General features: G+C 66.6%; 13 protein-coding genes and 3 tRNA genes. 11 read left to right on the forward strand and 5 right to left on the reverse strand.

The window, feature by feature from the left end:
- Positions 1-79: 79 nt before the first annotated feature.
- Together B146_RS0105260 and B146_RS25085 are read right to left on the reverse strand one after the other, a co-directional pair.
- Positions 80-153, reverse strand: a tRNA-Cys gene (locus tag B146_RS0105260).
- Positions 154-238: 85 nt separating this feature from the next.
- A complete protein-coding gene (locus B146_RS25085; RefSeq protein WP_019995372.1) occupies positions 239-586 on the reverse strand; it encodes a hypothetical protein in 348 nt (115 codons plus the stop codon).
- A gap of 273 nt (positions 587-859) precedes the next feature.
- On the opposite strand from B146_RS25085, the gene B146_RS0105270 reads away from it, so the two are divergent.
- The 7 genes from B146_RS0105270 (at position 860) to B146_RS0105300 (ending at position 7717) form a co-directional block, all read left to right on the forward strand.
- Positions 860-934, forward strand: a tRNA-Asn gene (locus tag B146_RS0105270).
- Positions 935-1205: 271 nt separating this feature from the next.
- The gene (locus B146_RS0105275; RefSeq protein WP_019995373.1) at positions 1206-2249 is read left to right on the forward strand and encodes a cysteine synthase A; all 1044 of its coding nucleotides are present in this window, start codon (positions 1206-1208) and stop codon (positions 2247-2249) included.
- A complete protein-coding gene (locus tag B146_RS0105280) occupies positions 2246-2986 on the forward strand; it encodes an alanyl-tRNA editing protein (RefSeq protein WP_019995374.1) in 741 nt (246 codons plus the stop codon). The genes B146_RS0105275 and B146_RS0105280 overlap by 4 nt, the downstream gene beginning before the upstream one ends.
- A 162-nt stretch (positions 2987-3148) precedes the next feature.
- Positions 3149-4000 (forward strand): 3-mercaptopyruvate sulfurtransferase, encoded by an 852-nt coding sequence (gene sseA, locus B146_RS0105285; protein WP_019995375.1) that lies wholly within the window; start codon positions 3149-3151, stop codon positions 3998-4000.
- Positions 4001-4017: 17 nt separating this feature from the next.
- Positions 4018-4539 (forward strand): GNAT family N-acetyltransferase, encoded by a 522-nt coding sequence (locus B146_RS0105290; RefSeq protein WP_019995376.1) that lies wholly within the window; start codon positions 4018-4020, stop codon positions 4537-4539.
- 49 nt (positions 4540-4588) lie between these two features.
- Entirely contained in the window at positions 4589-6562 is a 1974-nt protein-coding gene (locus tag B146_RS0105295; protein ID WP_019995377.1) for a bifunctional 2',3'-cyclic-nucleotide 2'-phosphodiesterase/3'-nucleotidase, read from the forward strand.
- Between the two features lie 165 nt (positions 6563-6727).
- Complete coding sequence (locus B146_RS0105300; protein WP_244498155.1) at positions 6728-7717, forward strand: alpha/beta hydrolase; 990 nt, start codon at positions 6728-6730, stop codon at positions 7715-7717.
- Between the two features lie 87 nt (positions 7718-7804).
- Here B146_RS0105300 and ilvA read toward each other — a convergent pair whose 3' ends face one another.
- Both ilvA and ade read right to left on the reverse strand, forming a co-directional pair.
- Positions 7805-9058 carry a threonine ammonia-lyase IlvA gene (gene ilvA / locus B146_RS0105305; protein ID WP_019995379.1) on the reverse strand — a complete coding sequence of 418 codons (1254 nt, stop codon included), beginning with the start codon at positions 9056-9058 and terminating at the stop codon, positions 7805-7807.
- A gap of 311 nt (positions 9059-9369) precedes the next feature.
- Entirely contained in the window at positions 9370-11109 is a 1740-nt protein-coding gene (ade, locus tag B146_RS0105310; protein ID WP_244498159.1) for an adenine deaminase, read from the reverse strand.
- Between the two features lie 247 nt (positions 11110-11356).
- Here ade and B146_RS0105315 point away from each other — a divergent pair.
- A tRNA-Leu gene (locus B146_RS0105315) sits at positions 11357-11441 on the forward strand.
- 250 nt (positions 11442-11691) lie between these two features.
- Positions 11692-11892, forward strand: a complete 201-nt coding sequence (locus B146_RS0105320) for a hypothetical protein (protein WP_019995381.1) — start codon at positions 11692-11694, stop codon at positions 11890-11892.
- Between the two features lie 65 nt (positions 11893-11957).
- Here B146_RS0105320 and wrbA read toward each other — a convergent pair whose 3' ends face one another.
- Positions 11958-12557, reverse strand: coding sequence for an NAD(P)H:quinone oxidoreductase (gene wrbA, locus B146_RS0105325; protein ID WP_019995382.1), 600 nt, complete (start codon positions 12555-12557; stop codon positions 11958-11960).
- A gap of 193 nt (positions 12558-12750) precedes the next feature.
- Between wrbA and B146_RS0105330 the strand changes: the two genes are divergently transcribed.
- Both B146_RS0105330 and gpt read left to right on the forward strand, forming a co-directional pair.
- The gene (locus B146_RS0105330) at positions 12751-13506 is read left to right on the forward strand and encodes a competence/damage-inducible protein A (RefSeq protein ID WP_026358347.1); all 756 of its coding nucleotides are present in this window, start codon (positions 12751-12753) and stop codon (positions 13504-13506) included.
- 92 nt (positions 13507-13598) lie between these two features.
- Positions 13599-14096 (forward strand): xanthine phosphoribosyltransferase, encoded by a 498-nt coding sequence (gpt, locus tag B146_RS0105335; RefSeq protein WP_019995384.1) that lies wholly within the window; start codon positions 13599-13601, stop codon positions 14094-14096.
- Positions 14097-14184 lie beyond the last annotated feature (88 nt).

Below are 14184 nucleotides of genomic sequence, written 5' to 3' on the forward strand. Positions count from 1 at the left end.
GCCAAGCACTACGAGCACACCTACGAGCGGACGCTCTCAACGAGCGAATTTGCCTGCTATCTGAAGGTCTTGATCTTTTTGGAGGCCTCGCCGGGAATCGAACCCGGGTGCAAGGATTTGCAGTCCTCTGCGTCACCACTCCGCCACGAGGCCTCAACAGGTGCGGTACCTAGCCGGGCGCCTTGGCGAGCGCAAGCCCTCGCCGCGCACAATCGTCATATTCCAGGGAAAGCTCGGTTCAGCGCCGGCCGAAGGACGGCAGCCGCACCCAGCGATACCAGGACCGCCCTTGCCCGGCCTGCCCTTCGACCGCGCGCGGCCGACGGCGACGACCCCATTTCACTTCCGTGCGACGGCGCCAGCGGCGAACGAAGGCGAGGTCGATCGACAGGATGACGAGGCCGAGCGGCAGCATCCAGAGGCCGAGCACCGGCAGGAAGCTGAACACGCCGCCGATCATGAGGGCGACGCCGAGCCCCATCCGCGCGAGCCGGTTGGCGGGCAGCCGCATCGTGCGGCCGAACAGCTCGACGGAATGACCGCGCAGTCGGAAGAAGCCGCGCTTTTGCGGCTGATAATCGCTCATTCGCCTTCTCAAACCTTTGCGGCCGGACCCAAAGCCCCGCCGACGTCACTGCGAAGATAGGACGAGGCCGCCCTTTTCCCTAGAGCCGATCCGCCCGCCCTGTGCGGTAAGGCGAAGCAGCGGCGTTGGTGGCCTCCTGACCCGGAGCTTGCCGTGCAACCAAGCCGGAATGGTGACGCGGTGGAAAAACGTCCGGCACGCGCCCTCGCCCCCTTTTCAAATCGGAACGACTCGCGTTATAGGGCTCTTCGTTCGCGGGACGACGCGAGCCTTTCCCCGGTAGCTCAGTGGTAGAGCAATCGACTGTTAATCGATCGGTCGCTGGTTCGAATCCGGCCCGGGGAGCCAAGCCAACACAATCACTGTCGAGCATAGGCGTGCAAGCGCTGGACCGATCTTCGTTGGCGTCTGAAACTTCCCATCGACTGATTGGGGGCTTGCGGCGAGGCCGCGACCGGCGCAGCGTCGATCCCCAGCCGAGCGAAACATCGTTCTCCAAACCGGCTCGTTCACGACAGGGTGGTTCGCTGGAACGGCATTTCCGAAAGCCTCCGTCCTTGCCGCCTCATGGGCGTCACCCTAGGCTCCTGCCGGAGAAACAGTTCGATTCGGAGCCGCCATGTCCAGATTCAACTCCGTTATCGATGCCATCGGCAACACGCCGCTGATCCGCCTCGCCAGGGCGAGCGAGATGACGGGCTGCGAAATCTACGGCAAGGCCGAGTTCATGAACCCCGGCCAGTCCGTGAAGGATCGCGCGGGGCTCTTCATCATTCGGGACGCCGAAGCGCGGGGGCTTCTCCAGCCCGGCGGGTTGATCGTCGAGGGCACGGCCGGCAACACCGGCATCGGCCTCTCGCTCGTGGCCGATGCGCTCGGCTACAAGACCGTCATCGTCATTCCGGACACGCAGGCCCAGGAAAAGAAGGACGCGCTTCGCCTAATGGGCGCCGAGCTCATCGAAGTGCCGGCCGTCCCCTACAAGAACCCGAACAACTACGTGAAACTCTCCGGCCGCCTCGCCGAGCAGCTGGCGCGTACGCATCCGCAGGGCGCGATCTGGGCCAACCAGTTCGACAATCTCGCCAATCGCGACGGGCATGTGGTCACGACCGCCGAGGAAATCTGGCACCAGACCGGCGGTCAGGTGGACGGGTTCGTCTGCGCGGTCGGCACGGGCGGCACGCTGGCGGGAACCGCCATGGGCTTGAAGCGCCATTCCAGCCATATCAAGATCGGCATTGCCGATCCGCTCGGGGCCGCGCTCTACAGTTTCTATACGTCGGGCGAATTCCGCTCGGAAGGCAATTCGATCACGGAGGGCATCGGCCAGGGCCGCATCACCGCCAATCTGGACGGGTTCGAGCCGGACTTCGCCTATCAGATCCCGGACGAGGAGGCGCTGCCGATCCTGTTCGATCTCGTCGGCGAGGAAGGTCTGTGCCTCGGCGGCTCCTCGGGCATCAACATCGCGGGCGCGATCCGCATGGCCCGCGAGATGGGTCCGGGCCATACGATCGTGACGATCCTCTGCGACTACGGCAATCGCTACCAGACCAAGCTCTTCAACCCGGCCTTCCTGCGCTCCAAGAACCTGCCGGTGCCGAACTGGCTCGAGCGCGAGCCGAGCTTCGACGTCCCCTATGTCGAGGCCGACGCGTGAGCGGCGAGACGGAAGCCGTCTATAGCGAGGACAGCTACCTTTCCACGATGGAGGCGCGCCTCCTGCGCGTCGAAGGCGAGACGGGCCTTGTCTTCGACCGCTCGAACTTCTTCCCGGCCGGCGGCGGCCAGCCGGGAGACCAGGGCTTCGTCGAGCGCGCGGACGGCTCGCAAATCCCGATCGTCGACACGCGCCATGGCGAGAACCGCACGACGATCCTCCTCATGGCCGGCGAAGGCGCCGGCCTGCCCGATCCCGGCGAGACCGTCGTCCTGCATGTGGACTGGCCCCGCCGCTACCGCCTCATGCGGATGCACACCGCGCTCCACCTTCTGACGGTCGCCTGCCCCTATCCGGTGACGTGCGCCGCCGTCGGCGAAGACGAGGGCCGGATCGATTTCGACCTTCCCGAAGCCGAAACCGGCAAGGACGAGGTGACTGAGGCACTGATGGCGCTGGTGCGGGCGAATCATCCCGTCTCGATCCGCTGGATCACCGATGCGGAACTCGACGCCAATCCGGGCCTCGTGAAATCCGCCAATGTTCGTCCGCCGCGCGGCTCCGGCCGGGTGCGGATCGTCGCCATCGGAGCGGAGGGCGAGATCGACTCGCAGCCCTGCGGCGGCACGCATGTGAGCGAAACGCAGGAGATCGGCGACATTCACGTCGCCAAGATCGAGAAAAAGGGCAAGACGAACCGCCGCTTCCGCCTGCGCTTCGGCCTGCCCCCCGCCTGATCCGCCGCTCCGAGCGAAACAAAGCCGGCCCGATCGACGGCTGGGCGAGCGGAGCCCGAGGGCTGGACCGTCTTCGTGACGCGTAGAGCGGGAGCGCTTCACCCTTTCGCCGCGGCGCGCCGCTCTTTATGGTGCTTGCGAACAGTTCGAAGCGAGGCATCGGTGAGCGACCATCCCTTTCTGATCACCGCACGGGACCTGAAGCCCCATATCGGCCGGGACGGGCTCTCGATCGTCGATGCGTCCTGGTATCTTCCGGCGCAGAAGCGCTTCGCGCGGCCGGAATTCGAGGCCGGGCACATTCCGGGCGCCGTGTTCTTCGATCAGGACGAGATCGCCGACAAGTCGTCGCCCCTGCCCCATACGCTGCCGAGCGAGGCCTTCTTCGCCGAGCGGGTCGGTGCGCTCGGCGTGCGGGAGACCGATACGATCGTCGTCTACGACGGGATGGGCTTCTTTTCGGCGCCGCGCGTCTGGTGGATGCTGCGCGTCTTCGGCGCGAAGGACGTCCGGCTTCTCGACGGCGGCCTTCCCTCCTGGATCGAGGCCGGCCTGCCGCTCGAGACGGGGCCGTCCCGCGCCTCGCCCGCCCCCTTCAACGCGCGGCTCGATCGCGAGGCCGTGGTCTTCATCGACGAGATGAAGGACATCGTGGCTGGCGGCGCGCATCAGATCGCCGACGCGCGCTCGGGCGAACGGTTCCGGGCCGAAGCGCCGGAGCCGCGCGAGGGCGTTCGCGGCGGCCATATGCCGGGCGCGCGCTCGGTGCCGATCGGCTCGCTGACGGATGGCGGCCGCCTGAAGGACGCCGAGGCGCTGCGCACTCTGTTCGCGGAGGCCGGCATCGACCCGGAACAGCCGGTCGTGACCTCCTGCGGTTCCGGCGTCACGGCGGCGGCCATCAATTTCGCGCTCGCCTCGCTCCACAATAGGAATGTACGCCTCTACGACGGGTCCTGGACCGAATGGGGCTCCCGCGACGACACGCCGGTCGAAACCGGCCCTGCCCGATGAAAGACTGACGCCGAATCATGCGCCTGATCACCACCACCGTCACGCAGCTCGTCATGCACCAGCTGCCCGAACGGCCCGTGCCCGCCCCGCAGAACGGGCGGGAATACGTTCTCCTGAAGGTTCGGCAGATCCCGCTCGCCTACTATCGCTATCTCTACGAGGCCGTGGGCAAGCCCTATCACTGGACCTCCCGGCGCCTGCCGGACCCCAGCCTGTCGCGCGAAATCCACGCCGCGAACGTCAGGCTGCGCATCCTCTATTGCGACGGTGTGCCGGCCGGCTGGTTCGAGCTCGATGTCGGCCGGGCGCCGCGCGACACGCGGCTCGTGCATTTCGGCATAATGCCGGAGTTCCGGGGCCAGGGCCTTGCGCGCCATCTCCTTTCTCAGGCCATCATGGCGGGCTTCGAAGAGCAGCCGAGCGCGCTGACGGTGGAGACCAACACGCTCGATCACCCGGCGGCCTTGCCGCTCTACCGCAAGATGGGGTTCCGTCCGGTCTCGACCCGCGAAGTGTCGACGCCGGCTTATGAAGACTGACGGGCAGAGCATCGGCTGAAAGCGGCTCCTGCCCGTGAAAGGAGTTCTGATGACGACCGAAGCCACGATCCGGAATCGCGCGAGCGTGAACCGGCGGCATTTCCTGGCGGGCGGCACGGCGCTCGCCGCCGGGATCGTGCTGCATCCCTGGAGCGCGCGGGCCGAGCCCCATCAGGCGCATCTTCGCCTGATGGAAACCACGGATCTTCACGTCAACATCTTCCCCTACGACTATTATGCCGACAAGGAGACGCCGACGGTCGGGCTGGCGCGCACCGCCGCCCATATCGACCGCATCCGCGCCGAAGCGCGCAACTCGCTCCTGTTCGACAATGGCGACTTCATCCAGGGCAACCCGATGGGCGATTACATCGCCTTCGAACGGGGCATGAAGCCGGGCGACACGCATCCCATCGTCGCGGCGATGAACACGCTGCGATACGACGCCGGCACGCTCGGCAATCACGAGTTCAACTATGGGCTCGACTTCCTCGATAACACGCTCGCGAAGGCGAACTTTCCGCTTGTCAGCGCCAACGTCCTGAAGAGCGACGGTTCGACCCTTCTGCCGCCCTATATCGTTCTCGATCGACAGATCGAGCTCGGCGACGGTTCGCGCCATCCGATCCGCATCGGCGTGATCGGCTTCGTCCCGCCGCAGATCACGGTCTGGGACGCGCAGAACCTCAAGAACAAGGCGATGACGCGCGGCATCGTGGAAGCGGCGCGCGATCTCGTTCCCAAGCTGCGCGCCGAGAAGGTCGATATCGTCCTCGCTCTCTGCCATTCGGGCATCGCGAGCGGCCAAGCGGATGACGCGAGCCTCGAAAACGCCGCGCTCCAGCTCGCCTCCGTCGAGGGCATCGACGCCCTGTTCTGCGGCCACCAGCACCTTCGCTTCCCCGGCGAGGAGTTCAAGGGGATCGACGGCGCGGACTGGGAAAAGGGCACGCTCGCCGGCAAGCCCGCCGTCATGGCCGGCTTCTGGGGCTCCGATCTCGGCGTGATCGATCTTCTGCTGGAGCGCTCGGGCGAGGGATGGCGGGTCGCCTCCTCGAGTTCGAGCCTGCGCCCGATCTATGAGCGCGTCGATCGCAAGCCCAAGGCGCTGGTGGAATCGAAGCCCGAAGTCCTCGCCGCCGCCAAGGCCGAGCACGAAGCGACGCTCAACTATGTGCGCCGCCCCGTCGGCGAGACCACGGCGCCGCTTTATTCCTATTTTGCGCTGGTCGCGGATGATCCGTCCGTGCAGATCGTGAACCAGGCACAGCTCTGGTACATGAAGGAAATCCTCGCGGAGACCGAGCTGAAGGACCTTCCGCTCCTGTCCGCCGCCGCGCCCTTCAAGTCCGGCGGCCGCTCGGGGCCGGACTACTACACGGACATCCCGGCTGGCCCGATCGCGATCCGCAACGTCGCCGACCTTTATCTCTACCCCAACACGGTGCAGGCCGTGCGCATCACCGGCGCGGGCGTGAAGGACTGGCTGGACATGTCGGCCGGCATCTTCCGTCAGGTAGAGCCCGGCAAGGCCGATCAGGAGCTCATCGCCGACGGGTTCCCTTCCTACAATTTCGACGTGATCGACGGCGTGACCTATCGGATCGACGTGACCAAGCCGCCGCGCTTCGACAAGGACGGCAAGCTGATCAACGCGGACTCCTCGCGCATCCTGGACCTCGCCTATGACGGCAAGCCGATCGATCCGAAGGCCGAGTTCGTCGTCGTCACGAACAACTACCGCGCGGGTGGTGGCGGCAAGTTCCCCGGGATCGGCCCGGACAAGATCGTCTTCATCGCGCCCGACGCCAACCGCGACGTCTTGATCCGCTACATCGTGGATCAGAAGACGATCAACCCGTCGGCCGACGGCAATTGGAGCCTTGCGCCGGCGCCGGGCACGAGCGTCCTGTTCAGCACGGGGCCGGCCTCGGCGTCGCATCTGAAGGACGTCGCCTCGCTGAAGCTCGAGGAAGCCGGCCGCACGGACGAGGGTTACGCGCGCTACCGCCTGCCGCTCTGACCCGAAAGAGACCGGAAGCGACTTGCGAGTGCCGTGATGGCTTCAAAAGATCGCTCTGGTCTTCTAGACGCTGTCGGGACCGCTCGGGCACTGATTGCGCCCGAGCGGTTCCGATCGCCTCGTCGTGCCGCCTCGCCGGGCGGTGCGCGCCACAGGATGCCTGCCTTGCTCATATTGCGCCGCGCCTTGATCGTCCTGATCCCCCTCCTTCTGGTGCTTGCCGGGCTCTGGGTCTTCGGACCGAGGGAGCCCGCGCGCCTCGACAGCCAGTTCGACGCGAGCCGCATCGGCGACGATCCGGCGGCCTATCTCGCCCGAACCGAGGCGGACATTCCGAACCTGCGCCCCAACGCGCAGAAGGAAATCGTCTGGGCCTATCCGCTGTCCCGCGCCAAGACCCCGATCGCTCTCGTCTATGTCCACGGCTTTTCGGCCGCCAAAGGCGAGACGCGGCCGCTCGCCGACGAGATCGCGAGGAAACTCGGCGCCAATCTCTTCTACACCCGCCTGTCGGGCCATGGCCGGAACGGCGCGGCGATGGGCGAGGCGACGGTGGGCGACTGGGTGGACGACATGGCCGAGGCCATGGCGATCGGCCGGCGCCTCGGCGAGCATGTGGTGGTGATCGGCTCCTCCACGGGCGCGACCCTCGCGACGCTCGCGGCGAGCCGCCCCGACCTGTCTGATGACATGGCCGCGCTGGTCGCCCTGTCGCCCAACTATCGCATCGCCGACTGGCGCAGCTTCGCGCTGACCCTGCCCTTCGCGCGCCAGCTCCTGCCCTATCTCCAGGACGAGACCTATTCCTACACGCCCCTCAACGAGGCTTTCGCGGCGAACTGGACGGTGAGCTATCCCTCGCTCGCGCTCCTGCCGATGGCGCGCCTCGTGGAGATCGTTCGCGGGCTCGACGTCTCCGCCATCCATATCCCCGCGCTTTTCGTGACCGACCCCGACGACGCGCTGGTCGATCCCTCGGAGACCGCCGCGATCGCCGCGCGCTGGGGCGGGCCGCACCGAGAGATCAGCGTGACCGACAGCGGCGACCCGCAGCACCATATCCTGGCGGGCGACATCGTCTCGCCCGCGACGACGGAGCGGCTGGCGAGCGAGATCGCCGATTGGATCAAGGCGCTTCCCGGCCTTTCGGGCTGACGGGCTTTTCGCGCTGGCGAGCCATGAGAAAGGGCGGCGATGGTGATCGCCGCCCTTTCCTGTTTTTACGCTCTTTGCCTCACCGGATCAGATCAGGAGATCCGACATGATCTGATTCTCGGTGATGTCCTGGTAGCGGATGCCCTCGTCGGCGAAGCGCCGCAGGAGAATGTCGAAATTGCCGGGTTCGCGGGTTTCGATGCCGAGCAGGATCGAGCCGTATTCGCGCGTGCTCTTCTTCAGATATTCGAAGCGGGCGACATCGTCGTCCGGCCCGAGAAGGTCCAGGAAGTCGCGCAGCGCGCCGGGGCGCTGAGCCAAGCGCAGGATGAAATATTTCTTTCGGCCCTCGAAGCGCAGGGCGCGCTCCTTCACGTCCGGCAGGCGCTCGAAGTCGAAATTGCCGCCGGAGACGACGAGCACGACGGTCTTGCCCTTCAGCTCGGGCCCGAGCGTGCGCAGCGCGTCGATGGCGAGCGCCCCGGCGGGCTCGACGACGATGCCCTCGACATTCAGCATCTCCAGCATCGTGTTGCAGAGCCGCCCTTCGGGCGACAGCACGACCTGTTCGGGCGCGAAGCGGCTGAGGATTTCGAAAGGCAGAGCGCCGATCTCGGCCACAGCCGCGCCGTCCACGAACCCGTCCATCTGCGGCAGGCGCACGCGGCGGCCTTCCTGAAGGCTGGTCTTGAGGCTCGGCGCGCCGAGCGGCTCGGTCAGGCGGAAGGCCGGCTTCCTCTGGCCGTCGAAATAGAGCGCCATGCCCGAGGCCAGACCACCACCGCCGACCGGCAGGACGAGCATGTCGATCGCCTCGTCGCCGAGCTGGCGCAGCGCTTCCAGCGCGACCGTCGCCTGGCCCTCGACGATGTCGGCATGGTCGAAGGGCGGCACCATCTCCGCGCCGCTGGAGGCGGCATAGGCGCGCGCGGCGGCGTAGCAATCATCGAAGAAATCGCCGACGAGTTCGATCTCGATCGCGTCGCCTCCGAAATGGCGGGTCTTGTCGATTTTCTGCTGCGGCGTCGTCACCGGCATGAAGACGCGGCCCTGAACGCCGAAATGGCGGCAAGCGAAGGCGAAGCCCTGCGCATGGTTGCCGGCCGAGGCGCAGGTGAAGCGCGCCTCCGCGCCGCCGCGCGCGAGGCGCTTGCGCATGAAGTTGAACGCGCCGCGCAGCTTGTAGGAGCGCACCGGCGTCAGGTCCTCGCGCTTCAGGAAAATGCGCGCGCCGTAGCGGTTGGAGAGATGCTCGTTGAGCTGCAGCGGCGTTTCGGGAAACAGCGCGCGCAGGGCTTCTTCCGCCTGCGCGACGCGGGCGTGAAAATCGGGTTGGGTCATGAAACGGGTCTTCGGTCGAGAGGCCGGACGAGACCATGCTCGGGTCCGGCAAAGGCGGGCGCGAGGCCCTTGAAGTTCGAGGACGCATCGGACCGCTTGCGAGCGGGCGACGCGAGCCGGACGCGCTGGGCGCTGACCGCTGCGAGCAGCGACGGAGCCTAGAGGGCGCCGGCGCCGATAATCAGGGAGGCGATCCCGCCGATCGATGTCTTCTGCGTCATCGCACGTCCCCCTTCGCTTCCAAGGTTTCGACCGAGTCCGGTCATCCTCCATGGCGCGGCGTTTGTAAAGTCGGCGCCGCGCCGATTGGATCAGACGAAGACGTCCACGATCTCGAAACGGTCGACATCCACGAGACCCTTGTCGGAGATGCGCAAGGACGGAATGACGACGAGCGCCAGAAGCGAGTGCTGCATATAGGCGTTGTTCAGCTCGCAACCGGCTTCGCGCATGGCGGCGATCAGCCGATCGGCCTTTTGCGCCACCACTTCGGCGCGCTCCACCGACATGAGGCCGGCGACCGGCATTTCGATCAGCGCCTTTTCCTCGCCATCCGCAAAGAACACGACGCCGCCACCGACCTCGCCGAGACGGTTCGCAGCCTGCGCCATCGCCTCGCCATCGGTGCCGACGACGATCATGTGGTGGCTGTCATGGGCGACGGTGGAGGCCATGGCGCAGCGCCCGCGATAACCGAAGCCGGACACGAAGGCGTTGACCACCTCGCCCGTCGCGCGGTGCCGCTCCACGAGGGCGATGCGGCAGACGTCCTGCGAGGCGTCGCCCGGCACCGCGCCGTCGATCACCGGCAGCGTCGCCTGGAGCGCGCGGGTCGGCGCCTGGTTCTCGACGACGCCGATGACGCGCACGGTCGCTTCGTTCCGCCCTTCCGGCGCGCGGATCAGGAAGTCCTCCGCCGACAGGCGACGGCCGAGCTTCACCGTGCCCTTGGCGCTGGCCGGATAGGGATAGGCAGGAATGTCGGCGACGAGCCGCCCGCTTTCGGCAAGCTTCTGCCCGCGCGCATAGACGGCGTCGATGGCGAGATCCACCAGTTGCGTGACCAGCAGGAAGTCGGCGCGCCGGCCGGGCGCGACGGAGCCGATCTCACGCTCCAGGCCGAAATGTTCGGCCGTGTTGATCGTCGCCATCTGGATCGCCGTGATCGGCTTCAGACCTTGCGCGATCGCGTGGCGCACGACGCGGTTCATGTGGCCGCCATGAACGAGCGTGCCCGAATGGCAGTCGTCCGTGCAGAGAATGAAGTGGCGGGAATCCAGCCCCTTTTCCGTCACCGCCCGGATCTGCTCGGCGACATCGTACCAGGCCGAGCCGAGCCGCAGCATCGCCTTCATGCCCTGGCGCACGCGGGCGATCGCGTCTTCCATGCGCGTGCCCTCGTGGTCGTCCTGCGGACCGCCCGCGACATAGGCATGGAAGGCCCGGCCGAGATCGGGCGAGGCGTAATGACCGCCCACCGTGCGGCCGGCGCGGCGCGTCGCGGCGATGGCGCCGACCATGGTCGGATCGTTGGCGACGACGCCCGGAAAGTTCATGACCTCGCCGAGCCCGATGATGCCGGGCCAGCGCATGGCCTCCGCGACGTCGTCGGGCGTGACGCTCGCGCCCGCTTCCTCCAGCCCCGGCGCGGACGGCACGCAGGACGGCATCTGCACCCAGACATTGACGGGCTGCTCCAGCGCCTCGTCATGCATCAGCCGCACGCCCGGCAGACCGAGCACATTGGCGATCTCGTGCGGATCGATGAACATCGACGTCGTGCCGTGCGGGATCACGGCGCGGCAGAATTCCGTCACCGTCACCATGCCGCTTTCGACATGCATATGCGCGTCGCAAAGGCCCGGCACGACATAGCGCCCCCTGGCCTCGACGACCTCCGTCTGAGGCCCGATGCAATGCGAGGCATCCGGACCGCAATAGGCGAAACGCCCTTCGGCGATCGCGAAATCCGTGTCCGGAATGATCTCGCCGGAATGAACGTTCACCCAGCGCCCGCCGCGAACCACCAGATCGGCGGGCCGGCGCCCCATGGCAACGTCCACCAGCGTCGACGCGACGTCCTCGAAAGCTTTCACGGACCAGATCCTCGAGATTGCGGCTTTGCGCCCTTCGTAGACAGCGGCACGGCGAAAATCCACCATGGCGCTGCGGCGAGACGGGCTTTCGCCTTTTCTCCGACCGCGAAGCGGGCTATCTGTCGGACGCTTCGATCCGGGCAGCGTCCGGCACCGTCGGCAGGGCGACAAGGGATCGAGCGAGGGCATTCCGCCTGGGAATGCGGGCTTGGCGAAATGGTAGACGCAAGGGACTTAAAATCCCTCGGACTTCGTCCGTGCGGGTTCGAGTCCCGCAGCCCGTACCAGCTCTCTCGATAGGCGGAAACGGTTCAGCGAGCGCCTTTCGTCCAGGTTCCCTGAACCCTCTCGATGCGAGCGCGCCTTGCTTGTCGGACAATAAGCTTTTTCGCGGCATTCTTGCGGGGAATGTCCCGGTCTAGTCAGACAATTGTAAGTTTTCTTAAGAGACGAAAGGTCTCATTGTTAAGATTTGCGGCCTGTGATTGGATGGTCCCAGAGGTTCACCGGTTCGTGGTGGTTCCAGGAGGGGCACCTATGGCGCAGGCAGACCGCAATTTCCCTTCATCGAGAGACGTAGCCGATCCGATCTGGTCGGATCTGGGCGAGGTCGGCGCGGCCGAGATGCTCGACCATGTGCGGCGCGACAACCAGGCCTTGGACAGTCTGCGTCTGGCACTCGAGCATGACGTGTCCGGCGAGCGTTCCGTGACGACGGCCCGCGAATACGGCAAGTAGGCTCCATCCCGAAGCTGACGGGCCGGAGGGGTCGCGGCGGAGGGATCTCCGCCGCTTGGGTCGTGTCAGGCCGAGAGCTTGGCTGCGATCTCGGCGATGTGGCGGCCCTGGAAGCGGGCGCCGTCGAGTTCGATCGCGCTCGGCTGGCGCGAGCCGTCGCCCGCGGCGATCGTGGTCGCACCATAGGGCGAGCCGCCGACGACCTCATCGACCGCGAGCTGGCCCTGGAACGAGTAGGGCAGGCCGACGATCACGAGGCCGTGGTGCAGCAGCGTCTTGTGGACGGAGAGGATCGTCGCCTCGTTGCCGCCATGCTGGCTGGCCGAGGACGAGAACACGCCGCCGACCTTGCCGATCAGCTTGCCCTGCGCCCAGAGACCGCCCGTGCGATCCCAGAACGCGGCCATCTGCGAGGCCATGTTGCCGTAGCGCGTGGGAACGCCGATGATGATCGCGTCGTAATTCGGCAGATCGTCCGGCTGGGCTTCGGGAAACTCGTGGTCCGTCTTGAAATGCGCGGCCTGGACGACCTCGGGCGGCGCCGTTTCCGGAACGCGCTTGATGTCCACCTCGGCGCCCGCGCCGCGCGCGCCTTCCGCCACGGCCTTCGCCATGGTCTCGATATGGCCGTAGCTCGAATAATAGAGAACCAGAACCTTCGCCATCGTCGCTCCCTGCAAGTGCGGCCGCGCCCCGTCTGGGCCGGCTTCGGAGCCAGACATAGAGCGGCTTCCGCCGGGTAAAGCGAGACGCGATCGATTGACGCTCTGTCTTCGAACGCGCACCGACGTCTGTCGCTTTATCTTCACGCCGCTCCCGGTCACACTAGTTGAGCGCGCGAATCGAAGGGGCGGACGGATGCGACAAGAGAGTGGAACGGCGCCGCGCGCGGCCATGCTGGCGATCGGCGACGAGCTTTTGTCCGGCCGCACCAAGGACAAGAACATCGCGCATCTGGCGGGCCTTCTGACCCTCGCCGGGATCGACCTCAAGGAAGTGCGCATCGTCGCGGACGAGGAAGACGCCATCGTCGAGGCGCTGAACGCGCTGCGCGCCAAGTACGACCATGTCTTCACCTCGGGCGGCATCGGCCCGACGCATGACGACATCACCGCCGATGCGGTGGCCGCCGCCTTCGGTCGTCCGGCGGTTCATCATCCCGAAGCGATGGAGCGCCTGACGGCCTATTATGCCTCGCGCGACCTGCCCTTCACGCAAGCGCGGATGCGCATGGCGCGCACGCCCGAAGGCGCGACCCTGATCGACAATCCGGTGTCCGTCGCGCCCGGCTTCCGGATGGAGAACGTCTTCGTCATGGCCGGCGTGCCGACGATCTTCGCGGCCATGCTCGACAACGTACTGCCGACCCTGCCCGGCGGGCCGGTGATGCAGAGCGCCGCCCTCGCCTGCCCGTTCGGCGAAGGCGATATCGGCGCGCCGCTCGCCGCCATCCAGAAGGAGCACCCGCTCGTCGCGATCGGCTCCTATCCCCGCTTCGACGGGCAGCGCTATTCCACCGAACTCGTGATCCGCTCGCGCGACGCCTCCGCCCTCGAAGCGGCGCGGTCGGCCGTCGAGGCGATGATCGAGGGGATGAAGTCCCAGGCGGCCTGACGGCGGAACCCTTCGCGCCCCGAACTTGCCGGATCGCGGCGGAAGCGCTATCCGACCCGGCTTACGCGCGTAAGCGTTCCGGAGATCGAAGCATGTCCACGCCCGACAAGTCCTTTCCCGTGTCCTGGGACCAGTTCCACCGCGATGCACGGGCGCTTGCCTGGCGTCTGGCGGGCGTGCGGGCGGAATGGAAGGCCATCGTCTGCATCACGCGCGGCGGTCTCGTTCCGGCGGCGATCATCGCGCGCGAACTCGGCACCCGCCTGATCGAGACGGTCTGCATCGCGTCCTACCACGACTACGACTCCCAGGGCGAACTGATGGTCCTTAAGGACATCGCGCCCGCGCTGCGCGAAGACGATGGCGACGGCATCCTGATCGTGGACGACCTGACCGACACCGGCAAGACCGCCGCCCTCGTGCGCGCCATGCTGCCGAAGGCCCATTTCGCCACCGTCTACGCCAAGCCCAAGGGCCGGCCGCTGGTCGACACGTTCATCACCGAAGTCAGCCAGGACACCTGGATCTTCTTCCCCTGGGATCTCGGCCTCACCTTCCAGGCGCCGATCGCCAAGGGCTCGGCGGGCTGAGGTTTTCCCCAGTCTTCACACCAATCCAGACCGGGATTTTCCGAACGCTGGCCCCTCGGGGAGCCAGCGTTTATTTTTGCCTGACACG

The sequence above is a fragment of the Aureimonas ureilytica DSM 18598 = NBRC 106430 genome (assembly GCF_000382705.1).
In the GTDB taxonomy this organism is placed as follows: Bacteria; Pseudomonadota; Alphaproteobacteria; order Rhizobiales; family Rhizobiaceae; genus Aureimonas; species Aureimonas ureilytica.